This window comes from Maritalea mediterranea (genome assembly GCF_021568695.1).
GTDB classification, from domain to species: Bacteria; Pseudomonadota; Alphaproteobacteria; order Rhizobiales; family Devosiaceae; genus Maritalea; species Maritalea mediterranea.
In genome coordinates, this window is record NZ_JAKGTI010000002.1 from 1 (window position 1) to 23166 (window position 23166).

General features: G+C 51.2%; 17 protein-coding genes and 1 pseudogene. 5 read left to right on the forward strand and 13 right to left on the reverse strand.

Annotated elements, in window-relative coordinates; all coding sequences use genetic code 11:
* Positions 1-70: 70 nt before the first annotated feature.
* Positions 71-2272, reverse strand: a pseudogene (locus L1I42_RS08950) (class I SAM-dependent DNA methyltransferase); the annotation flags it as partial.
* A gap of 132 nt (positions 2273-2404) precedes the next feature.
* Positions 2405-2767, reverse strand: coding sequence for a hypothetical protein (locus L1I42_RS08955; protein ID WP_236114199.1), 363 nt, complete (start codon positions 2765-2767; stop codon positions 2405-2407).
* Positions 2768-4185: 1418 nt separating this feature from the next.
* Between L1I42_RS08955 and L1I42_RS08960 the strand changes: the two genes are divergently transcribed.
* On the forward strand, positions 4186-4662 hold the full coding sequence (locus tag L1I42_RS08960; RefSeq protein ID WP_236114200.1) for a hypothetical protein: 477 nt from the start codon (positions 4186-4188) through the stop codon (positions 4660-4662).
* Between the two features lie 210 nt (positions 4663-4872).
* Here the strand turns inward: L1I42_RS08960 and L1I42_RS08965 are convergent, their stop codons facing one another.
* The 3 genes from L1I42_RS08965 to L1I42_RS08975 form a co-directional block, all read right to left on the reverse strand.
* Positions 4873-6282 carry a hypothetical protein gene (locus L1I42_RS08965; RefSeq protein WP_236114201.1) on the reverse strand — a complete coding sequence of 470 codons (1410 nt, stop codon included), beginning with the start codon at positions 6280-6282 and terminating at the stop codon, positions 4873-4875.
* 270 nt (positions 6283-6552) lie between these two features.
* A complete protein-coding gene (locus L1I42_RS08970) occupies positions 6553-7017 on the reverse strand; it encodes a hypothetical protein (RefSeq protein WP_236114202.1) in 465 nt (154 codons plus the stop codon).
* A gap of 14 nt (positions 7018-7031) precedes the next feature.
* Positions 7032-7961 (reverse strand): hypothetical protein, encoded by a 930-nt coding sequence (locus L1I42_RS08975; RefSeq protein WP_236114203.1) that lies wholly within the window; start codon positions 7959-7961, stop codon positions 7032-7034.
* Positions 7962-8255: 294 nt separating this feature from the next.
* Between L1I42_RS08975 and L1I42_RS08980 the strand changes: the two genes are divergently transcribed.
* Positions 8256-8975, forward strand: coding sequence for a GntR family transcriptional regulator (locus L1I42_RS08980; protein WP_255768982.1), 720 nt, complete (start codon positions 8256-8258; stop codon positions 8973-8975).
* Here L1I42_RS08980 and L1I42_RS08985 read toward each other — a convergent pair.
* From L1I42_RS08985 to L1I42_RS09000, 4 genes are all read right to left on the reverse strand, one after another.
* Positions 8972-9829: a DMT family transporter gene (locus L1I42_RS08985; protein WP_236114205.1), complete on the reverse strand. Its 858-nt coding sequence runs from the start codon at positions 9827-9829 to the stop codon at positions 8972-8974. The two genes, L1I42_RS08980 and L1I42_RS08985, sit on opposite strands and share 4 nt — an antisense overlap.
* 48 nt (positions 9830-9877) lie before the next feature.
* A complete protein-coding gene (locus L1I42_RS08990; protein ID WP_236114206.1) occupies positions 9878-10849 on the reverse strand; it encodes an amino acid ABC transporter permease in 972 nt (323 codons plus the stop codon).
* A 24-nt stretch (positions 10850-10873) separates the two neighbouring features.
* On the reverse strand, positions 10874-12151 hold the full coding sequence (locus L1I42_RS08995; protein WP_236114207.1) for an NAD(P)/FAD-dependent oxidoreductase: 1278 nt from the start codon (positions 12149-12151) through the stop codon (positions 10874-10876).
* A 69-nt stretch (positions 12152-12220) separates the two neighbouring features.
* The gene (locus L1I42_RS09000; protein WP_236115025.1) at positions 12221-12985 is read right to left on the reverse strand and encodes a transporter substrate-binding domain-containing protein; all 765 of its coding nucleotides are present in this window, start codon (positions 12983-12985) and stop codon (positions 12221-12223) included.
* Between the two features lie 391 nt (positions 12986-13376).
* On the opposite strand from L1I42_RS09000, the gene L1I42_RS09005 reads away from it, so the two are divergent.
* Together L1I42_RS09005 and L1I42_RS09010 are read left to right on the forward strand one after the other, a co-directional pair.
* Positions 13377-14390, forward strand: coding sequence for an SIS domain-containing protein (locus L1I42_RS09005; protein ID WP_236114208.1), 1014 nt, complete (start codon positions 13377-13379; stop codon positions 14388-14390).
* Positions 14391-14439: 49 nt separating this feature from the next.
* A complete protein-coding gene (locus tag L1I42_RS09010; protein ID WP_236114209.1) occupies positions 14440-15258 on the forward strand; it encodes a PfkB family carbohydrate kinase in 819 nt (272 codons plus the stop codon).
* Positions 15259-15689: 431 nt separating this feature from the next.
* On the opposite strand, the gene mgrA is transcribed toward L1I42_RS09010, so the two are convergent.
* The 4 genes from mgrA to L1I42_RS09030 all read right to left on the reverse strand — a co-directional run bounded on the left by mgrA (position 15690) and on the right by L1I42_RS09030 (position 21834).
* Positions 15690-16715: an L-glyceraldehyde 3-phosphate reductase gene (gene mgrA, locus L1I42_RS09015; protein WP_236114210.1), complete on the reverse strand. Its 1026-nt coding sequence runs from the start codon at positions 16713-16715 to the stop codon at positions 15690-15692.
* Positions 16716-16825: 110 nt separating this feature from the next.
* Positions 16826-18412: a hydantoinase B/oxoprolinase family protein gene (locus tag L1I42_RS09020; protein WP_236114211.1), complete on the reverse strand. Its 1587-nt coding sequence runs from the start codon at positions 18410-18412 to the stop codon at positions 16826-16828.
* A complete protein-coding gene (locus L1I42_RS09025) occupies positions 18409-20460 on the reverse strand; it encodes a hydantoinase/oxoprolinase family protein (protein WP_236114212.1) in 2052 nt (683 codons plus the stop codon). The genes L1I42_RS09020 and L1I42_RS09025 overlap by 4 nt, the downstream gene beginning before the upstream one ends.
* Before the next feature lie 3 nt (positions 20461-20463).
* The gene (locus tag L1I42_RS09030) at positions 20464-21834 is read right to left on the reverse strand and encodes an NAD(P)/FAD-dependent oxidoreductase (protein WP_236114213.1); all 1371 of its coding nucleotides are present in this window, start codon (positions 21832-21834) and stop codon (positions 20464-20466) included.
* A gap of 318 nt (positions 21835-22152) precedes the next feature.
* On the opposite strand from L1I42_RS09030, the gene L1I42_RS09035 reads away from it, so the two are divergent.
* Positions 22153-23166 (forward strand): TRAP transporter substrate-binding protein, encoded by a 1014-nt coding sequence (locus L1I42_RS09035; protein ID WP_236114214.1) that lies wholly within the window; start codon positions 22153-22155, stop codon positions 23164-23166.

The following is a 23166-nucleotide window of genomic DNA, read 5'->3' on the forward strand; positions in this document are numbered from 1 at the left end:
ACATCAGTCCAATGGCGTACGAAAAACTAGCGGCTTAAAAAGAGCATGGTCGTGTCCACTTTTTTAAGACAAGTCCAGCACGCTTGCTGCTTTTCTTACGGAACTCACGGACGCGATCTAATCTTTCCGCCAGAAACTCGCTTTCCGTCGCCTCAGCAACCTGTTCATCAGCTATCCACAAACAGTAGCGGGAGCTGCCGTCTATGGAATCACTTGAGCCTATGAAACGCCTAACGAATGTGCTGAAGGTCTTTCCTTCAGACGATAACTTATCTGCCTCCGCTCGGGATAGAATCAACGCTCCACTATCTGTCGGCTTATTGCCGTAATCCATTTTTGATCGGTTTGAGATTGGCCTACTGGCCTTCTGGACAATGATATTTGGCGCAGCAGCTAAATATGGGTTGATGTTTGTAGCTTCGCGAACGACTGTTTCACCATCATCTGCCAAAGAATACAGCTCTCGTGACTGACCTGGATGATTGGATATCCCGACAATCGCTACAGTGACCCCTGCGTTGTGGCTAGCGAGGTTCGCCCATTTGAAGCTTGTGTGAGCAAAGGCGATTTCGTGCCCTGTCTGAAAAATCAGCGGCCACAGGATAGGCACAAGCTGCCCCTGACAGATCGAGTTGGTGGACACGAACGCCGCGCTGCTTTTCGTATGCATCCCGAAGTCAGTCGCCTTCATGAACCAGCCCGCCACATAATCGAGCGATTTCCAGCTCTTGGTGCGATGTCCGAAGATAGCTTCGAGGTCAGACTTCTGCTCGGATGATTGCCACGTCGATCCCAGATAAGGCGGGTTCCCACAGATGTAGGTCTCTCCACCTTCGTTCTCAAAGTCGATCTCAGCCTGATCGACGGGGGACATGAACAGGTCATCGGCATGGTGCTTCACCCCCGTGCCCGTGGGCGGACAGATGCTCAGCCAGTCGAGCCGAAGGGCGTTGCCGCAGGTGATCCAGTTCATGGCATCCAGCGGCAGAAACTCGGCAAGCGCCTCCTTCTGGCCGCGATAGGTCACGTCGCACTGATATTCGGCGATGATCAGCGCCAGCCGCGCGATCTCGGCGGGGAAGTCGCGCAGCTCGATACCACGAAAATTAGTCAGCGGGATGTCGGTGCGCCGGTCAGCCTCGCCGCGCCGCTTGTTGATCTCGGCCTCAATCGCCCGCATCTCCTTGTAGGCGATGACCAGGAAGTTGCCCGATCCGCAGGCGGGGTCGAAGACCCTGATCTTCGCCATACGGTTACGCAGGTTCAAAAGCTTGCGCGGGTTCTCGCCTGCCTCTTCCAACTTATCGCGCAGGTCATCGAGGAAGAGCGGATTGAGCACCTTCAAGATGTTCGGCACCGATGTATAGTGCATCCCCAGTGCGCCGCGTTCCTCGTCATCGGCAACGGCCTGGATCATCGACCCGAAAATGTCGGGGTTAATCTTTGTCCAGTCGAGGCTGCCTATATGCAGCAGGTACGAGCGCGCGATCTTGGAAAAGCGCGGTACGTCCGTTCCGCCCGAAAACAATCCACCGTTCACATAAGGAAAAATGTTCGCCCAACGGGCGATGCCTGCCGCCGCGCGATCGTCAGCCATGGTGTTCATGGCGCGGAAAAGTTCGCTGATCACCTCGTGGGTGTTCGAGCTATCTTTCTCGCTCATCCGCTCGATCGTGCCGGTAAACTGATCTGGTTGAGTGAAAATATCAGTGTCTTCGGCAAAGAAGCAAAAAATCAGCCGCGCCATGAAATGGTTCATATCGTGGTGTCGTGCGGCCGTGCCCCATTCGGGGTTGTCCTTCAACAGCTCGACATAGAGCCGATTGAGGCGGCCGGTCGCCTTGATGTCGAAGGCGCTCTCTCGGATTTGTTTGACCGTACTGATGCCTGCAAGCGGGAGAAAAAAACCGAAATGATCGGGGAAGTCCACATAAGCACAGGCGATCGTCTCGCCTGTGGCCAGGTCCTCTGCTTCAAGATCGACGCCATCGGTAGCCAGGACGAATTTCGCTTTAGCTTTGGTGGTAGCGGGGCTGGCTTTGAGCTGCGCCAGTGTCGTCGTGACCTCCCCTGCCCCACAAACCTTCAAATGAATATTGTTTGTCTGAAGAACACCGTCTTGGTCGGACTTGTTCGAAGAACCGCTACGCAGGCGTTTAATCGTAGTCGCCTTGTTGCCGAAGGCTTCGAGAAAGGCGAACGGGAACTCTTTTGCATTGAACGGCTGCTCAGCCAATGCCGATATGGCTTCCTCGATCTCAACAGCATTCATTCCTGTTTTTCCTCACTCAATCAAAGTTTTTTTCTCAAAGGTTGTTGCAGCAAGATATACCAGAAACTGTCGCAAAGAACATGGCCCGCGAACTGCACCTTTGTCCGCTCCCACAACTTGTGATGCCTAAATTCACCTTGGACTATTGCCGGCAGCGTCCAACCGACGGAGGATTTCGGCGCAGTCCTGATTATCTTGCTCACTCAGGACCGGCTGAAGATCTTCTCCATCGGGCCCTACACAAGGATTGAGCGCAAAGCTACCCATTTTTTTAAGACGATTGTAGATCTCTTCCTGGTGCTCTTTATGGAATGATCTAATTTCTTGAATGGTTTCGAACTGAAACCGTCCAATCAGCTTCCCCAATACTAATCTCTGACGTTCAATAGTCATTGCAGAACGGATATAGATTTCGTCGGTGCTTGAACGCTGGCCAATAAGAAAAAGAAGCTCGAGTTGTTCGCGTGGGATGTTTTTTGGCAATTGCGGATTCATATAAAAACCAAAGTGTGAGCAAAATATTCAGCCTATATGCCACCGAATAACCCAAATGTGAAGTTGAGCGGGCTGATTTCGGTAACCTTGTTCCAGGCAAACAAGATGCATGTAAATGTTTTCACGGCATACCAGTGGGCCTCAGATCGTGATAAGCATGAGGCCCTGAATTAAAAGGAAATCTAGCACTTGCCTAAATTATGCGCCACGATTTTGATCTTATTGAACACTTTTACGTTTTCTGCTGTTGCAGGAGCTCCTGTCCTCCCGGCTGGTTCAATTTTTGTGTGTACTCCTACCCATGTATGGGATGGCGACGGTCCAATCTGGTGCGAGGAGGGGCCGCGAGTTCGGCTAGCAGGTATTGCGGCAAGAGAGATAGGTGGAACATGCAATCAAGGGCACCCCTGCCCTTCTACTGGCGCAATTGTGTCGAGAGACGCTCTCGTTGCGCTATTGGGCACTGCTAGAGGGACTGGGCGCCATGGCCATATTCTTGTTACCGGACCTTCAATGAAATGCCTTTCAGATGGTTCCGCAGGCGGCAACCGCACTGCTGCATGGTGTAATTCACCAAAGAGTGGCGACGTTAATTGTGAAATGGTGCGCGGTGGATGGGCCGCAAAATGGAGCCGGTACTGGCGTGATCACCAGTGCAAATGAACCGGCACAATCGAAGCGCGCGCTTATTGTCTTGTCAGGTCGTTTTATTTGAAGAGCCTGGAGCACTTGTTAAGGCCTCCATTATTGGGAAGTCCGTAGATCCCATATAGCCGACATTGGGGCCACTTCATTTGATTTCCTCAAAGCAGACATTCATCAGCTGCGTTGCCTGAAATGAGATTAAGGGCGGCTTTGCGGACTAATTGACTGCCATTTTGGGAGAACCGTTTTAAGACAGAGAGAGTATGCATCAACTGAAAATTGGCATTCGCGCTCCAATCATTCAAAAATTTACACCCCCTTTAAAGACAATTGCCCCTGCATAAAAAGACTATTCTGAGCCTTGCATTCCTACGACGAAATTCCATTTATTAAGTCCAACATGTGCTCTGTAATTTTTGGATAAATCGTCAATCATTTATATAGTTTACCCGATAATTGTAAGCTGCATATGCGAGCATTTCTTAAACACTACAAACAGTGATGTGATCCCATGTTCTACTCTTAAAACCAAAAGGATGCGCAGATAAAAGTGTGCTTGCAGGCGTTCCGCCGATCGCTAAGAGAGGCTGTGTTTTGAAGACAAGGGTTAGAACGAGGATTAAGTTGCTGCAGTACTCGGTATAATCGGTCGACTAGCCTAACGGAAAATCCCAATGGCCACTGTAAAGCCGCTGACACTGATATCCTTCAACGCAATCGCCCTGCATCTATGATTCTCATTGGAAAATGCCAACTGATTTCAAGGAACCAAAATGAACACGACAATTCAAACACATATGAACAACAGAAATGTTCAAATCGGCAATATCTGCATACAGTTCACGCACCTCGAACTTCTTCTTGCGCAGGCAATTTGGTCCGCACTTGATTTAACAGAGAAGGCAGGTCTCAGCGTGACCGGCAGACTGGATATTGAAGCAAGGGCAAAATTGGCAGTCGAAATTTGCGAGGAGCGAGGCAAACCCGATAGCGTCATCAATGAGTTGAAGAACGTACGCAAAGAACTGCAGGCGTCCCGAATAATTGAGCGACGAAATCAAGCAGTTCACGGGCATCGATTTTCCGACCCCGACAACCCCGCTGCAGAGCTAGTTGTAGTGCATCGAGGGAAGAATGCAGGAGCCAAAATTAAACGCGCAGATAATGAGTTGGCACAGCTCGGAAAAGACATTGCTGCACTCCACAAACCACTGATGGAGGCGATGACCACTGCCAAAATGACCTACTAGAACAAAGAATCACGGTTCGTGGGACCTATTTTCAATTTCGTGTTGGACTCACTGCGGTCGTCGACTTTGCGGACAGATCTGACCTTCAGCGAGATCACCAAATAGGTACAATGGGCGAAGAGCCTTCATTCGCCGCAGGTACAAATGGCAGATTTGAGGGCCGATAGGGAAACGACATCCTTTGCTGCATGCGCCCCTTAGCTTCTATCCCTAGTCATGGCCTTCTAGCCGCCGCTCGTGGAAGTAGATTGACTCCCTTGCATAGCCCGAGGAGTGGAACTCGAGGCAACCAATGAAAGACAAGAAGAGTTTGTCGAAAATCGCTTGTGCCCTCAGTCCTTCCATTGCGAGCCGGTCAATGTTGTCGACCAGCCGCCCATGCACGATGGAATTCCGTGCGGCTATCATACTGGCGAGTCCTTTAAGTAGGTTCTGATCTGCCTGTTCCCACTGATCGGCGTATATAGTCGCCATTCGTTCTATGCGTTCGTGGAGAGTCAATGTGGGCGAAGAGGCAAAACCGCGCTTTAGTTGACCCGCCAGTTCCTCATCAAGGTCCAAATTGTCAATTGTTCGCTTGAGAGCCGATTTAATCGGTTTCCACTTTTGACGACTGACACGGTCCCGATCGAGGCTAGCGGCTCTTTCGTAGACAGTTACAAGCCGCTCAAGTGCCTCGACGCGGTCAGTCAGTTGAACTTCCAGCACAGGCGTACTAAAGGAGGCAGCGTAACCCCAAACAGCCGCGTGGAGTTGACTGCTTTGATCTTGGTAGATTGCCAAGTTTGGAGCCGCTTGAACAATGAAATCATCGAAGCGTCCGAAGAAGTCAACAAGGTCGAGGTGGCGGGTTTCCTGCCTCGGCTCGACTTCTACGCTGCGCCAAGTTGTTGTGATTTCATTCGGTGTAATGACCTGCTCCGAAAGTGGTGTTACGAACTGCCGGAACCAATACATCAGAAGGACACGAATACTAAACCACAAATCCCCAGCTGCTGCGACAAAAGCCTCAGCTGATATATCTGCAATGGGTTGAACTTCGACGCAAGGAATCTCAATCAATTCGATTTCCTGCGAAATTCTTGCTTCGTTCCGCCTGTATCTGTTCGTGAGCAACCGTAACTTTAACCCGAGCGAAGGCGCGCTTCGCCACTCCCCGCGCACTGATAGAGATTCGGTCAACCGCCTTGGATAAGCGTCCCACGCCGGTGGTCGCTGAAGAAATGCGTACACGGCAGACATTTTGGCGTCAGTTATTGTGATTGTTTCGACATGTACGTTGATTGCAAAACTTGCGAATTTCTGAATGCTGTCGCGTGCTATTGAGCTACCATTTGCCCTTCCACGTGTATTCAAAATGGCCGTTCCGTATGTTCGATGTTCTGGTTGACTATCATCCCGTTTCGGCCAGTCAGGGTTATCGTAGAGCTCCCACTTCAATTGCGAAATATTACTGATTGGTAGGAAGCGCCGGTAATCATCGTCATTTCCGACGAGTGACATCCGGTTCCAGTGCAGGAAGTGGGGGTCTCGCTCAAAAATGGCCGAAAAAACTGCTTCCCCACGGTCAGGGTGAAGCAGTCTTACGGAAGCGGTGCTCTCGAAATCTAGTCGCGACATTTTGTTAGTTTGTCTCAATTTGGCCGGGGCGGCAATCCCACGGGCCCTCCGCAATTTCTAAACATCGCCCACCGCAAAATGTCTTTTCATCAGAGAATTGCGGACGCCGTCTAGATGAGACTTCACTTCGGTTTGGTCGTGACGTTATTGGTGCACAACAATGAGGGTTCACAGTGGCAGTCAGCAATGCGGACAAAACTGTCATAAGGCGCAACTGCGGCTTCCAGATCGCACACGAGATATCATTAAAATACCAAAGGTCGAATACCTTTAAATTCCCCAGAAATAACCGTAGACAAATGCCGTTGAAAAAGCCGTGGTCATTTTGGCAACACCTAGCATCCCCACCGTATCTGGCAAAATTAATTCGACGGCACCTAGTAAGCTCTCTCGCCAGTATTGCAGATCTTTCCCGCTCTTTATTGCCTTTTTGTCTCTTTCAAGCTGACTTTTGATACCCAAATAGACATCGGAGAAATCCGGGGGAACTCCAACAGCCATAGCGCTGTACTTGACAACCACATTCTCTAGCTCCGCAAGGAACACCTCGTTTTCCAACGCGTACTCCATAGCGATTGCTGTTCGTTCCGCCCTTACTTCCTCGCTAGTCAGAAGTCTTTTGATTAGCCCAGGCCCCTCAGAGCCTCCGGCCTGCACTGTCGAAGCATTGGTCGTTACCAGTAATATCGCTAGAAGGGCGGAACACAAAACCGACACTTTGTTGAATTTGGTCAATTTTCAAACCTTTCTCAATAGACAGGCACAAATCGCTGATACCGCAATTCATCGTTCACATAGACCTGAAACAAAAATTCCCCTTGAACGCTTGCAAACGCGTTATTGGCAACGATAATTGGAAACTCAAGCGCGTCCTCGCCTATTTCGTAGCGGAATTGTTGCGTATACCAAAGCTCATCCGGCGCACGCCGAAAATTCCAGTGCATTTCAACTATGTCACCGACGTCTATTCCGGCCCAAAGCGCATATACTACACCTTTGTCTTTGTTTGATGGCCGATAATAGCCCTTGTCACGGGTCGCCAGGTCGGAAAGCCAAGACACAATCTTAGGTGTATTCATGCCCGTTACTTTTCGTCCAATTTGATCCCCGCTTTGCGATGAAACCAGAATTGAAATACCCTTCCGCGTTAGTAATTGCTTATGTGAGTATGCGGGCGCTAAGGTCAGTTTGGATTCTTGATACTCGCCGGAAATAAACGACGCGCAGAGATCGACTGCAGTTCCGCTCTTCAAGCTTGTATCGTCTAGCTCAATCCCAGCCTGACCGAGATACTTTCCAAGTGCCCGCTGGGTGCCAGGCCCATCAAGGCCATCAACGCCACCAGCCTTAAACCCCCGAAGGTTTAAAGCAGCTTGGACACATCGGACCGCCGATCTTTCATTTGCAGGCAATAGTCCTTCTTGAGCAAAACCCGTAGTAGAGAAAGAAGCCAGCAGGGTCAAAGCAATAGACAGGCGTCTTACACCTATTATCAGTAATTTAAAGTACATTCGTGGCTCCCTATGGATTGCCGCAAAATCATTATCTAATTTTAAAATGTTTTTTAATTTATTTGCAAAATCGAAAAAAGTAAAGCTGTGAGAAAAAGCGCCCGTCTTAATCCTAAGAACAACCGATAAGTTACGAATAAGATTCAGTCGTTTGATGCACTTGTCCAACTAGCACTATGGGCTCGAAACTGTCATTTGGCACCTGGGCCTCGTTCTTGGTCCAAAATCCCAAAAGCAGACATTCGGTTCCCGGATAGTTTTCAACTTGCGCCGCGCAAACACTGCTTTGCCTCCACGGCGAATTTAATGCATATGTTTACGCTGTGCTCGATCTAACGCGAGCTCCCTGACGATTATAGAGCTCTTATCCACGTGCGAATTTGGGCTTAAAACTTGTTAAACTTACTTGTAGTCGATACTTGTATGATGAGTGATTAAGCTTGACGGAGAACTTTGATCATAATGGGAACAGCGCGCACAATTGTATTGGAACTTAGAGACAAATTGGCCGCATTCATTGCCAATGGTGGCTTTAAAGCGGGTGACAAGCTGCCCACTGAGGCGGCGCTAACGGCGAAATATGGCGTGTCGCGCACTGCACTGCGTGAAGCCCTAAAGCTATTAGAGCAAAACGGCACCATTTATGTGCATCACGGCAAAGGGCGATATGTTGGGGGTATTGCAGAACTCAAAGTCGAGCGGCCGATCACACTTTTTGAAAGCGTTACCGCCCTTACCCGTGGCAATGGGTATGACCCCACCAATAAAGTACTGTCTATTGCCGAGCAACAAGCGCCTGCGCATATTTCCGAAGCGCTAAAAATAGCGCCCTCCGACCGGGTGTTGCGGTTAGAGCGCATCCGCATGCATCGCGATGATGTGTTGATGTATTGTGTGGATTACGTGCCACGACAGCTGATCAATGACAAAATCTACGATGTGGAATGGTCAGGCTCGCTGATCGCCCTTTTGGAAAGCTACGGACACAAGGCCACTATGTCGAGCGCCACAGCCGCCGCTGTGATGCTACCCGATGACGTGGTTGCCGCCAATAATTTGGAAGAGTTTGGCCCGGCTTTCCGCATTGTCGAAACGGTTTACACCGCCGCCGGCGAACCAATCGTTTATGCAGAAGATTACCATCGCGGCGATGCATTTGAATTTAGTTTTGTGCGCTCTTAATAGCGCTGCCAGGTCAATATACCGGCGCATATGATGATGGCGGCCCCCAAAAGCACAATCGGTTCGATTGGGGCAGCAAACAGCAATGCCCCGTAAATCACGCCCCAAATAATCTGGCTATATTGGAACGGGGCCACCAGATTAGCCGCCCGCGATCGTAAAGCACGCACCAATAAGCGGTGTCCACAATAAAAGCAAAAACCAGCGGCCAGCAATGGCAACGCAAAATCAGTTGTAAGCGGACGCACCTCGGAGAATGGTAACAAAAATCCCGCGCAGCAAATCAGGCCAATCAACACGGTACTGACCAGCGCCAAGTCCGTTTCACTGGCTTTCAAATTTCGCATGACCAACATGGAAGCGGCGAACACAAAAGCTGAGCCCAGGGCCGCCACATGCCCCCAACCGATCACGGAGATACCGGGACGCAACACTATGATAACACCCACAAATCCAAGCATCACCGCAAAGGATTGTTTGCGGGTCAACACTTCTTTGAACAGAATGGCTGAGAAAAACGCCACCAATATGGGCGTGAGAAATGCCAACACATAGGCTTCGGCCAGCGGCAACAGATCAAATGCAATATAGATCAACACCGTATCGATACCCAAAAACACCGCCCGAAGAACCGCAATTTTTGGATGTAGGGGCCAGAGCGCTTTGGGTCGTTTTTGAATGAAGGCATGCGCCACGGTAAAGCCAAGACCGACCACACTCACCATGATCGAAGTTTGTGCCACAGAATAATGGCTGGTCAGATATTTCACCATGGCGTCACACAACGACAAAACGGCAAATGCCGCTGGCGCCCACACTAAGCTTGCGGGCGCGATGGCAGAACTGATTTTCATTGCAACATGCCTAATGGCGCGCCGGAGGGGTGATCCGGCACGGGAGATTTATCGCCGGTAAGAGCGTTCATAACGGTTTTCAATGCGCGCTTGGATGGACTCCAAGCCGATGGACAGCAGCCAATAAATCAACGAAGCGGTGATCAGCATCTCAATATGTCTGAATTCGGTTTGACCCAATGTGCGTGACAGGTAGGTCAACTCCCAAACGCCCACAACTGACACCAAAGAGGAATCCTTGAGCATGGCAATAAACTGGCTGCCGGTTGGCGGCACGATCACCCGCATGGCTTGTGGCAAAATCACCAACCACATGGTCTGCAAGTGATTGAGGCCCAACGCTTGCGCGCCCTCAGATTGCCCTTTGGGAATGGATTGAATGCCAGCGCGAAAAATTTCAGTCATATAAGCGCCATAGCAAAGCGATAACGCGGTGATCCCCGCTGGAATGGCATCGATAATAAAGCCAAGCTGTGGCAATCCGAGATAAATCAAATAGACCTGCATCAAAAGTGGCAAACCACGAAACAGGGAGGTGTAGAACGTCGCCAAGCCATAAATTGCGCCATTTTTGGAGAGTTTGGCAATGGCCCCCACAAGCGCGATGACGGTGGCAATGGCGATGGAAACAGCAGAGATATATAGGGTGGTCATCACCCCACGCGTGACCAAAAATCCAATCTTGCGCAGAATGAATTCAAAACTGAGATCAAATGAATAGAAAAAGATCAGCAAGAGAACTAAAAGCTCAGCCCACACCACCAGCATTTGCTGTACGCGGCCAAATTTGCTGATCAATTTCCAGTTCAAAAAGAACAGTACCGCCACCAATGTGGCGCTGAAGATGCCTACAATAATGGGGCTCTGTTCTGCCGTGGGTGCAAGGCCGGGAACAAAGGCCAGAAATGTGTTTTCGCGCAACCCCACAAAGTAAAATGCAGCGGTGAGCGCAACAAACAAAACGCTTAGTCCCACCTGTTTGGTGGCTTCTGGATATTTGATCAATATTTCTCTGAGCATAGTCCCCCCAATGCTGTGTGGCGCTTAGCCACGTTCTTTCCACCAGTCCATGGCCTGCAACCCCCAATAGGTCATCTGCGCCGCAGCTTTGCCCACGGGCCCGCCGGTCCAGCTCAGGCCATATGGCGCAAATAATTCATATCGATTTGAGGTGCCTAAAAGGGCTTCGGCCACTATGGTGCCACCAATCGCTGTGGTGTTCAGCCCATGGCCACCAAACGCGGTGCAATACCAAATCTGATTGTTTAATTTGCCAATTTGCGGCATTTGATGGCGGGCATATGCCATGAGACCTGACCAGGCCAGTTCAACCTTGAGCGTCGCAAGTTCAGGAAATGTCCCTACCATTTGTTTGCGTAAAATCTGGGCCACATGTTCTGATTTGGCGGGCATGGTGGTGATCCGCCCACCCCACATGAGACGTTTGCCGCCCTCGACCAACCGATAATAATCCGCCGCACGGCGATCATCGCCAATCGCATCGCGGGTCTTAATCACATGTGCCAGTTGCTCTGGCGCGGCCTCGGTGATCAACACATAGGTGGCAATTGGCAAAAAGGCGCGCTTTAATTTGGGCAATAGGTTGCCGGTATAGCCACCGGTGGTCACCAACACTTGATCAGCTTTCACCCGACCATTCTTTGTGTGTATCAACACGCTGTCCGCACTTTTTTCGATGCGCTGGGCAGCAGATTGTTCAAAGATTATGCCGCCGTTTGCTTCCACCGCAGCGGCAAGGCCTCGCGCATAATTGAGCGGATGAATATGAAACGCATTCTTGTCGCGCAAGCCTTGATGATAGCAACTGGACTTGAGCCGATCCTGAACAGCGTCGCGGTCCAAAAACTCAAGCGGATAATCATAGTCTCGCAAGCTTTGCGCTGCAGCAATTTTCAGATCTTCGCCACTATCATATCGCGTTACCCCGGTGATTCCGGTAATCGGTTCCGCTGATGAAATGTCATATTGCTGAATATTGTCGCGCACAATTTCCATGCCTTCAATCGACATATTGTGCAGCGTGCGGGCGTCAGCATTGCCAATCTTTTTTGCAATTTGCGCCTCACCTACTGCATAGCCGGGGCTGACAAATCCGCCATTGCGACCAGATGCGCCCCACCCCACCATATCTGCCTCAAGCACGATGACTTTATTGCCGGCCTTTGCCAATTCAAGCGCAGCAGTGAGGCCGGCATAGCCTGCACCAATAATGCAGATTTGTGCCGCTTCCTGTCCTGCAAGAGCAGACCGCTCCTTTTGGTCCACCACAGTGCGGGCATAATAGCTGTCAACGTAATTCATGGTCTTGGTTCCCGAGAGATGGGGCAAAGGTGAGAAAATGCGCCGACCCTAAGGGCCGGCACATTACACTTATTCAGCGGCGTAGTTTTTGCCGTACCATTTGGTGCTGAACTCTGCGATCACGCCTTCCTCTTTCATGGCATTGAGGGTTTCAGTGATCTTATTGTTCCATTCTTCATCACCCTTTTCGGTGATCACCACCAAGGGCTCACGGAACGCATATTCATCTTCGATGATCCGCAATGGATAGCCATTTTCAATGGCTTGCCCTGCGGTTTGCTCTGGTGCAATCACCGCATCAACCCGTACACCTTGGCCAAGGCGCAAATCATCAAAAGGCAACATGGATTCTGCATAGGTGCGGATATCGCCAGGCTCAACCTTATATTCGATTGGCGGCTGGTCTGGCGCTGCAATATCCAATTGCCGACGAATATAATCTTCTGACGTGGTTGCGGTTTCCACACCGATTACCTTGCCATTCAAATCGTCCACCGTTTGAATGTCGGCATCTTCATGCACCACCCACACATAGGGGCTATAATAATAGGTGCCCGGAAAGTCGATCACTTGCGCTCGAGCTTTGGTGGGGGTCACAGACCCAACGCCCAAATCGTAGCGCCCTTTCCAGCGACCGCCGGTCATTGTGGCCCAATCAGGTGTTTCAAACCGCACCTCTACGCCCAGGCGATTGGCAATCTCTGTGGCCACATCAATATCAAAGCCCACCATTTCATTATCGTCATTGAGAAAGCTTTGTGGAGGCCAGCCCGAATTTGTGGCCACAACCATTTCACCACGGTCCATCACCCGATCCAGGGTTTCGCCGGCCATCGCCTGCGTGGTCGACAGCGCCAATGCGCCTGCCACCGCGAATTTAATAACATTGTTCAATTGTCTACTCCCTTTTGTAAAACATCAGCGATGCGTGCCGACCCACACCACCTAATGTTGTATGACAACTAATCGTTGCATGCACTTATTCACCTGTCAATATATGAAAAAGAAAATAATTGCGGACCATAAAGAACCGCGGATATGCACCCTAAAGTTTAGGGGATATATATACCAATATGTTGAAATCACAGTATTTTATAGGTGAGCATCACGTGTAGTGATCATCTATTTTAGTCAATTTGAGCCAGCTTGACAAAAATATTTTCTCATGCATGTTGTCATACAACCTATACAAGTTGTTTGAACTTTAGCTCACGAAGGGGGAGCCATGTTTAATTTTGATGCAGAGCGTTTTTTGCGAATCCAGGATGGGGCGGTTGCGCAGGCGCAGGCCCTGCGCCCGCACATCGCCGGCCTAGTTGAAAATGGGGCGCAAAACATTTTTCTGCTGGGCACAGGCGGCGCAGCGATTTTGATGGAACCCGCGGCAGATCTCTTGCGCAAGCGCTCTGCCTTTCCCGTATTCACAGAATTCACTGCCGAATTGAACATCGATGGCTCAGTCCATTTGGGCAGTAATTCCATTGTGGTCATCCCGTCCCTTTCAGGGACCACCAAGGAAAGCATCGAATTGCTGGAAACAGCGCAAAAGGCTGGCGCCCACGTGATCGTTTTGACCGGCCATGCCAACACGCCCTTGGCGCAAAAAGCAGACAAGGCGTTTGTCAATTTTGCTGAAGATGATACATCGTGCGAAAGCTTTTACATTCAGTCCTATGCTATTGCCCACGCTATTATGGCGGCGCGCGGCGAGCTGGAGAATGCACAGGCTCTTTATCAAGAGCTTGATCAATTGCCGCAAGTGCTGCTCTCAGTAAAGCAGCAATTTGAATCCGAGGCGGCGCAGATTGCCACCCATATTCAAAATATGGATTATCACATCATTGCTGGCGCCGGAAACACATGGCCAGAAGCGCATTATTATGGCATGTGCATTTTGGAGGAAATGCAGTGGATCCGCACGCGGCCTGTGCACGCCTCACATTTTTTCCACGGCACGCTAGAGATTTTGGAAAAGGATGTGAGTGTGTTGTTGTACAAGGGCGAAGATGCCTACCGGCCTCTTGTGGAACGCGTTGAAAACTTTGCCAAGCAATATACCAATGAGTTGATCATTTTTGATACGGCAAAGTTTGATATGAGCGACCTGTCTCCCACCGCGCGTGCCTATGCGTCGCCGATTGCCCTGGCCACCATGATGGAGCGCATGAGCGCACACTTGGAAAGCCTGCGCAATCATCCATTGACCACACGTCGCTATTATAAGCGCGTGGCCTATTAATTGAATTGATGTCGTCTTCGGCCGACATCTTTAAGGTTGGGGCAGTTTAATGCCATCATTTGATTTTGCTTGTGTCGGCGACAATTGTATCGATAGATTTGGCGCACCCCTTCACCAAATGCTGGTGGGCGGCAATGCACTGAATGTTGCGGTTCAATTGGCCCGACACGGAGAGAAGTCAGCCTATTTCGGCGCAGTTGGCCGGGATATAGATGGTGATGTAACCATCAAGACGTTAAATCAAAACAACGTGTCCAACGTCCATACTCAACGTCTTGACGCCCCAACCGCTTATACAAACCTTTCCTTCACCCCTGCCGGTGATCGCATAATTGACTTTGAAGAATTTGGCGCCAGCGGCCTCTATCGTCCCAGCTGTGCTGATTTAGACATTTTAAAAAAGATGCGCCATGTGCATATCGGCTGGCTCAAAGATGGCGGCACCACCAAACGCTTTTTGCGCGGTCACAATGTATTTGTCTCTCAGGATTTGGGCGTGAATGCCGCGCCAATTGATAAAGACCCTCAGGATCTCTCGCTCGCATTTGATTCTGCTGGTGATGATAAGTCCGTGGCCCGCACACGCGCTATAGACTTGATAAAGAAGGGCGCAAAATGCGCTATTGTCAGTTGTGGCGCCAAGGGCAGCGTCGGATTTGACGGCCATGATTGGGCCGAAACCAATAGCACCCCCGTCAACGTGGTCGACACAACGGGCGCCGGCGACAGCTTCGCCGCAGGCGTCATCGCCGCCCTGCACAAAGGCAAAAACCTGCAACAATCGCTGGAACAAGGCCGAGACTGGGCCGCCCTCACCTGCGGCCACCCGGGCGGTTTTCCGCAAAAAATGGCCTCCCAAACGCCCTGACGAATCCACCTTAATTGAAATAATGTCCGCGTCCACACACCAGATTTATGACGCGTACCAGTCTCCGAGAGAGCGCTATCCCAAAAGCCGACATTGGGACCGCTTCCATTGCGTCCCCCTAAGCAGATCTTCATCGGATGCCTTGCCAGGATTTGAATTAAAGGCGGATATGCGGGACATAATCGCCCTTCGGCTCGACCTATTTGAGACAATCCTGAACAATACAATGATTTTTTGTCGGCATTGCGTTGTTTCGACGAAGGGGTTTTCGAAGTATCTGTATAGGAGGTTTGGGAGGCATCATGGTCGTTGCACTTTTACTCCTCTCCCCCTCCCCTGATTTGGCAATACGGCAACATGCATCACATAAAAAAAGCGGCGGATGATCGCCGATCTTCCGTCGCCCCTTACACCGTGTTAACCCAAAGCTTCTAGCTTGAGGAACCTGCCCATAAATTGATATCGGCCTCGACGGCATAACGATCTATTTCGTCAAGCTCGGCAGTTGTAAATGAGAGGTTTTCGAGCGCTCCTACACAGTCAATGACCTGTTGTGGTTTTGACGCTCCGATCAATGCAGAGTTCACGCCACCATCCCTTAAAACCCATGCAATGGCCATTTGAGCGAGTGTTTGCCCGCGATTTTTTGCGATGGCGTTCAACTGCCGGATATTCTCCATGGCCTCCTCAGACAGGAAGCTTTTGCTCAGCGTGTCATTTTGGCTGGCCCGGCTGTCTTTGGGTACGCCCTTCAGGTATTTGTCCGTCAGCATGCCTTGAGCCAGGGGCGTAAAAACGATCGAACCGATACCCAACTCTTGCAATGTATCCTTGAGGCCGTCGCGTTCGATCCACCGGTTGAGCATGTTGTAGCTGGGCTGATGGATGAGACAAGGCGTACCGAGATTCTTTAGGATTTTTGCGGCCTCGCGTGTGCGCTCGGAATTATACGACGATATCCCCACATAGAGCGCTTTGCCGGATCTGACGATTTGATCAAGCGCGCCCATGGTTTCTTCCAACGGAGTGTTGGCATCAAACCGGTGCGAATAGAAAATATCGACATAGTCGACACCAAGACGTTTGAGGCTCTGGTCACAAGAGGCCATCAGGTATTTTCTGCTGCCCCCATCACCATAGGGGCCCTCCCACATATCCCAACCCGCCTTTGAGGAAATGATTAACTCGTCCCGATGACTGGCAAAATCTGTTCTCAGGATTTCACCAAAGGCCTCTTCGGCACTGCCTGCAGGCGGGCCATAATTATTCGCCAGATCAAAATGGGTAATACCCAAATCAAATGCCGTTCGACAAATAGATGATTTGACTTCATTGGAGGTCGAATGGCCAAAATTGTGCCAGAGGCCAAGTGAAATGGCAGGCAATTTCAGCCCACTATTGCCTACGTGATTGTAGGTCATTTTGGCATATCGTTCAGCGCTGGGTTGATAAGACATGTGTCACTTTCCTAGTATTGTGGTCGCACCCGTGCCCTCATCTCAAGGATTGAAGGCACGCGCACTGACTCGGGAATTGGAGGCGAACAGCTATTGGCGCAACCGGCCTGTTACGCCGAGGTGTCCCTATTGAAGGTCCTGACAACCCCGTTCGGATCGCAATCCGAGGGGGTTCCATAACCGCCTCCACCTGGTGTTGAGATTTCAATGATTTGACCTTCAACAAGATCGATAATACCGCGGAAATCCGTTCGGCCGTCACCGAAATCGAGTTTGCTGCCCATGGCAGAACCACCGCCTTCCAGCCCCCATGGAGCGGATAAAAGGCGCGACGTATCAATGGATAGCTGGCAGGCACGCTCAACCCGGTAAACCCGGCGCAAACCCATGCCGCCACGGAATTCGCCGTCACCGCCAGACCCATCCACGAGTTCATAACGCAGCAAGGTGAGCGGGTATTCACGTTCCAGCCCCTCAACAGGCAGGTTTGACGTATTCGTCATGTGCACCTGAATACCGCTTAGCCCATCTGCGGTTGGCCGCGCACCACCGCCACCACCAATTGTTTCAAGATAAACCCATATGTCGCCGTTCTCGTGCGTTCCGGAGAAGGTCGCGCCGGTGCAACAGCCGTTGCCAGCTGCTGCAATTTGGCCGGGCCGCGCCTCAGCCATTGCCCCCAGAATAAGGTCAGCCACACGCTGGCTGGGTGCAATGCGTCCATCCACTGCTGCGGGATGCTGGCAATTGAGAATGGACCCCACAGGCGCCGTCACCGACAGAGGCCGCGCCAGACCGGCATTAGGCAGAATGGTGGGGTCAATTGCTGATTTGACTGCGTAATAGCACGAGGCCAAAAGAGCCGTGTAAACCATGTTCAGCCCTGCCCGGACTTGCGGTGGTGCTGTGAAATCTAGCGCCATTGAATCGCCCGATATCGTGATGGCGACGCTCAGCTCCATTGCTTGTGTGAATTGATTGCTATCAAACGTATCGGAGAATCGATAAACACCATCCGGGATCGCGGCGATACCAGCCCGCATTTTCCGCTCGGCATAATCCTGCAAAGCATCGCCTGCCGCCAACACACGTTCGCTGCCATATTTCTCGCAAAGCCCTTGCACACGTTGCACACCCAGCCGGTTCGCCGACATTTGCGCGCGGAGATCGGAGAGACGCTCGCGTGGCACCTGACAGTTCAGCAGGAAAATATCCTGAACATCCGTTTGCAGTTCACCGGCCCGATAAAGTCGCACTGGCGGAATCCGAATGCCTTCTTGATAGATGTGCGAATGTCCGCGATCTGCGAAATCCGAGTGATGTGCGGTATTGATGGACCAAGCAACGATCTGGTCGTCAAAATAGATCGGCTCAGCCAAAACGATGTCCGGGAGGTGCGTTGCGCCGCCCACATAAGCATCATTGCCGATAAATACATCGCCAGGCCGGATATCATTCACAGCATGCCGATCAAGGATGTGGGCGATGATCCCGATAAAGCTTCCCAGATGCATGGGAATATGTTCCGCCTGACACAGCATGTTACCGCGATGATCGAACAGCGCGGTTGAGCAATCCCGGCGCTCTTTAATGTTGGTTGAATAGCTTGAGCGCACCAAGGCTTCGCCCATCTCTTCAACAATCGAAGTCATGGCGCTGCCAATGACTTCGATTGTGATTGGATCAAGATTCGTCATGCGCGATCCTCCAAAATCAGATTCAAATATGCATCCACCCGCGCACGCATTCCGGGAAGGATCAGTGTCGTTGTGTCCATTTGCTCAACAACCGCCGGGCCTTGAAATTCATGCCCAAACTGCAGATCATCTCTCTGATAGACCGGACTGGTGACCAGTCCCTCTGCTTCAGGCATCCAAACTTCTCGCGTACCCACCGGTTGCGGTAGTGACGAGGCTTTGTCCATCTTCGCCTGAATACTGGCTTTCTTTACGACCCCCACAGCCTCGGTACGCAAAGTGACAAGTTCAACAGCCTCGCCCTCAGGCGAGAACCCATAACGCTGAGCGTGGGCCGCCTCAAAATCTTCACGCAGTTTTGCCAACGTGTCTTTTGTTATTTCGCCCTCTGGGAATGATACTTGCAGTTCGTAATTCTGCCCCACGTAACGCAGATCGACTGTCCGCAAATACAGACGGCTTTCAGGTTCGATCTGTTCACGGTTGAACCAATCCAAGGCCTGTGCCTCGATTTGTTCAAATCGCTCGACCAATTGGCCCGGCTCGATCGCGGAAAGATTAGTCAGAAAGCTTTGCGCAAAATCCGCTTTGAGGTCTGTCATCAGTAGGCCAACTGCGCACAAAGCTCCCGGTGTTAAAGGTACAATGACCGTTTTAATATCCAGTTCGCGCGCCAATCTGGCTGCATGAAGCGGGCCACCGCCACCAAATGCCATCAAAGCATAGTCGCGCGGATCATGACCGCGCTGCACCGAAATGACGCGTATAGCCTTGGCCATGTTGGCGGTTGCGACCGAGATAATGCCTTGTGCTGTTTCCAGCAATTCGAGCTTGAGCGACTTTGCCAGTTTGCGGATTGCCTTCTCAGCCTTGGCCTTATTGACCTTCATGCGACCACCAAGCATTTCAACCGGATTCAGAATCTGCAGCACCACGTTGGCATCTGTGAGCGTGGGGCGCTCGCCGCCCAGATCATAGCAAACCGGTCCGGGATTTGCGCCCGCGCTTTCCGGACCAACCTTCAAAAGCCCGCCATTGTCGACATGGGCGATAGAGCCACCACCAGCACCAACGGTGTGAATGTCGAGCATGGGTGCTTTGATCGGATAGCCATGTACCTCAGCTTCGCCGGTTTTCTTGCAGGCGCGATTTTCCAGCAAGGCAACGTCCGACGAGGTGCCGCCGACATCGAAGGTAATAACATTGTCAAAACCTGCTAGCCCCGCGATTACCTGCGCCGCCACGACCCCTGTGGACGGTCCGGACAACAGAGTACGCACGGGAAACTGTGCAGCTGCTTCAAAGCCAATTACGCCGCCATTTGACTGAGTCAGGTGTGGCGATGTTTGCAAACCGGCTTCAACAAGGCGGGCTTCCAAGCGCTGAATATATCGCTCCATTACGGGGCCCAAAAAGGCGTTGACTACCGTTGTCGACAAACGTTCGTACTCGCGGAACTCGGGTGCAACCTCGCTTGAAAGTGAAACGAATATGTCTCCCAATTCTTCGCGAGTATCAGCCAGCACGGCCTGCTCATGAGTATCGTTCATAAAGCTATAGAGAAAGCACACCGCAAGTGCCTTGATGTCTTGGCTCGCGAGTTCCCTGAGTACAGTGCGCAGTTGCTCCTGATCGAGGTTCTGTTCCACGCTCCCATCGGGCCGCAGTCGCTCACTGATATTGAATCGTAAATTGCGCGGAACCAGAATTTCGGGCTTTTCAGCGAACATGTCATATAGGCTTGGGCGCTTTTGCCTGCCAATTTCCAGAAGGTCGCGAAACCCGTCTGTCGTAATCAATGCTGTTTTAACGCCCCGCAATTCGATTAAAGCATTCGTTGCCACCGTCGTGCCATGACCAAAAAACGTAATGGTTGAGAGATCTTCACCAACACGTTCTAGTCCTTGCTTGACTACTTCTGCGATTCCACGCGAAGGATCGTCCGGGGTCGACTGTGTTTTCCAGATTTCAATACGCCCCGTTTCCTCTTCGAAGAGGCAGATGTCTGTAAATGTACCGCCAGAATCCACGCCAACACGCCAGGCCATATGTTATTCTCCTTCTGCTTGAATGACAAAACCCTGTGATTTGCGTTTCCGTGTCGAACGGAAACGATCCAATCTGAATGGTTGAGGATCAACGGTAGTTTTGTCACCTGATATGATTTCTGCCATTAGTTGGCCGACCGCTGGGCCCGCTCCGAATCCATGCCCCGATAGGCCCGATGCTATGTATACGCCGGGCGCATAGTCTACCGCATCGATGATGGGCACACCATCCGGGGATGCATCAATTACCCCGCCCCAGGTATGCGTTATGCGCGCATTCCTGAACGCTGGGAATGCGGCTTTCAATCCCTTAAAAGCCGATTCAATCATCCAGTCGGGTGGTGGCGGATTTAGTGTGCGCTTTTCCTCGAATTCTGTACGAGCATCATTGGACCAAAACCGACGTTGTTTGAGTTCAGAGAAGAATTCGTGACCGAACGTCAGTCGCAGTTCACGCCAGCTATTCATGAATACAGGCAGATAGTCCAATAGCAGCCTGAAGCTGTCGGGCACGATGGGTGCAATGTTGATATTGCGCGGCCCGAGCGTATAACCGCCATCAAGGCGCTTGCGAATGCCATAGGTCGCGCCACCAACGGGCAAATCCGGCCCTTCGACGTCACCCTCAATGCGGGCTGCTGTGGCCACGAGGTTGAGCTGCGGCAAATGAATACCCGCATTGCCCAGGAATAACCTTGACCAGACACCACCGGCCACTACCACATTCGAACATTTGATCGAACCATGCTCCGTCACGACCCCAGATACGGCCCCTGCAGTGCGCTCGATACCGCGCACCGCACAATTAGTCACGATCACAGCACCACGCTCTTGAGCGGCTTTCGCAAAAGCCGGCACCGCTAGTGCCGGTTCCGCACGACCATCTGATGAGGTGTGCAAGCCGAAACTATGGCCGGATGAAATGCCAGGGAGCAACGCCTCAATTTCAGCACCATTCAGCATCTTGAGCGGCAAGCCATGCTCCTGGCCCGTTTTTGCCCAGCTTTGTGCCTGCTCGATTTCCCATTTTTTCTGGCACACATATGCAATCCCGGTTTCCCTGTAGCCGGCCTTGATACCAAATCGCGATTTCAGCGACCGCCAAAGGTTGAGACTTTGTATTGTGAGCGGCATCTCTAGCGGGTCACGCCCCATCTGTCGCGTCCAGCCCCAGTTCCTTGAAGACTGCTCAGCGGCAACCTCCCCTTTCTCACACACACAAACGCTTATGCCTTTTTCCGCAAGAAAGAGAGCAGTTGAAATTCCCGCTATACCCCCCCCCACTATCACCACATCGGACTGCGCCGGAATTGACGGCGCGCTGTCCACTCTATTGAGCGACGGAACCGCTCCGCGTTTCACATGCTCATGCATCAGTTACCCTCTATATATCCTGCGTTGGGTTATCATTGAGCACATAGCATTCACCGCATGCTCGCTTGTGACGTTATATGAGAGTTATGCGTGTTGATCAAGAGGTGCATGCACGATAATTTCCACAAAATAGCAATATTCTACATATATATGGCAATTCTCTCATTTTTTATGAAGCTTCTTGACAGAATATGACTGTTTGTGCATAACTGCGTGACGTTGCGAGATTGTGCGGAATGGAAGTGCGCTGCAACAACACCCGAAACCATGGTTTTGGGGAAGATAGAACGATAGAATTCAATCAATGGGAGGACGAACATGTCATTTAAATGGAATAGAAGTATTGTTAGCTCCGTAGTTGCGTTGAGCGTTGCTTGCGCATCGAGTGCAGCGATGGCCGAACCTGTAAAGTGGGATTTTTCGGATGAGTACGATCTGTCCGGCTTTACTGGGCAGGCTGCAAAACACTGCATTGCGGAAGTTGAAAAAATCGCAGGCGATGACATCGACATTACCTATCAGGGCAGCGGCGCACTTGGTTTCAGTTCAGCAGATCACTTTGATGCCGTACAGGACGGAAGTGTTCAGGCAGCCGTTACACTCTTGACACAGCTCAGTGGTGTTGATCCTATCTTTAGTCTCAGCTCATTGCCGTTCCTCGCCAACACGCCCGAGCAGGCATATTTGTTGTGGCAGGTTGCCCGTCCCGAATATGAAAAAGTATTCGAAGAAAATGGCATGAAACTGCTTTGGGCTGTTCCAAATGCGCCAAGCGGCATTCATGCTAAAAAGCCGATCACCTCGGTTGATGCGATCACGGGTCTGCGCATTCGCACCTATGACGTCAACGGAACAGAAACCCTAAAGCGCGCCGGCGCGGCTCCCTTGCAAATTGCATGGTCAGACCTCGTGCCGCAGCTTTCCACAGGCGGCGTGGATGCCGTGCTAACCTCAGCCGATGGCGGCAAGCAAATCTCCATTTGGGATTATCTAAGTGACTTCACAGAAGTCAATTATGCCATGGGCATCTTTGTGGCGCACGTAAATGCAGATGCATTCGATCGTTTGACCCCAGCCGCCCAGACCGCCTTGACCGTCACGATTGACGATTGTGACGCATTCAACTGGGAAGTCATGCAGAAGGCTATGACAAGTCCGTATGAAACGATGCGCGAAAATGGCATGACAATCACAACCGATGATGAAGTGCCCCAGGAAGTGTTTGACCATCTGAGAGAGGCGGCAAGCGAAGTGCATAAAGACTGGCTTGAAAAGACCGGCGAGCGCGGTGCCGCATTGCTTGATGCCTTTGAAAAAGCAAAGATGCAATAA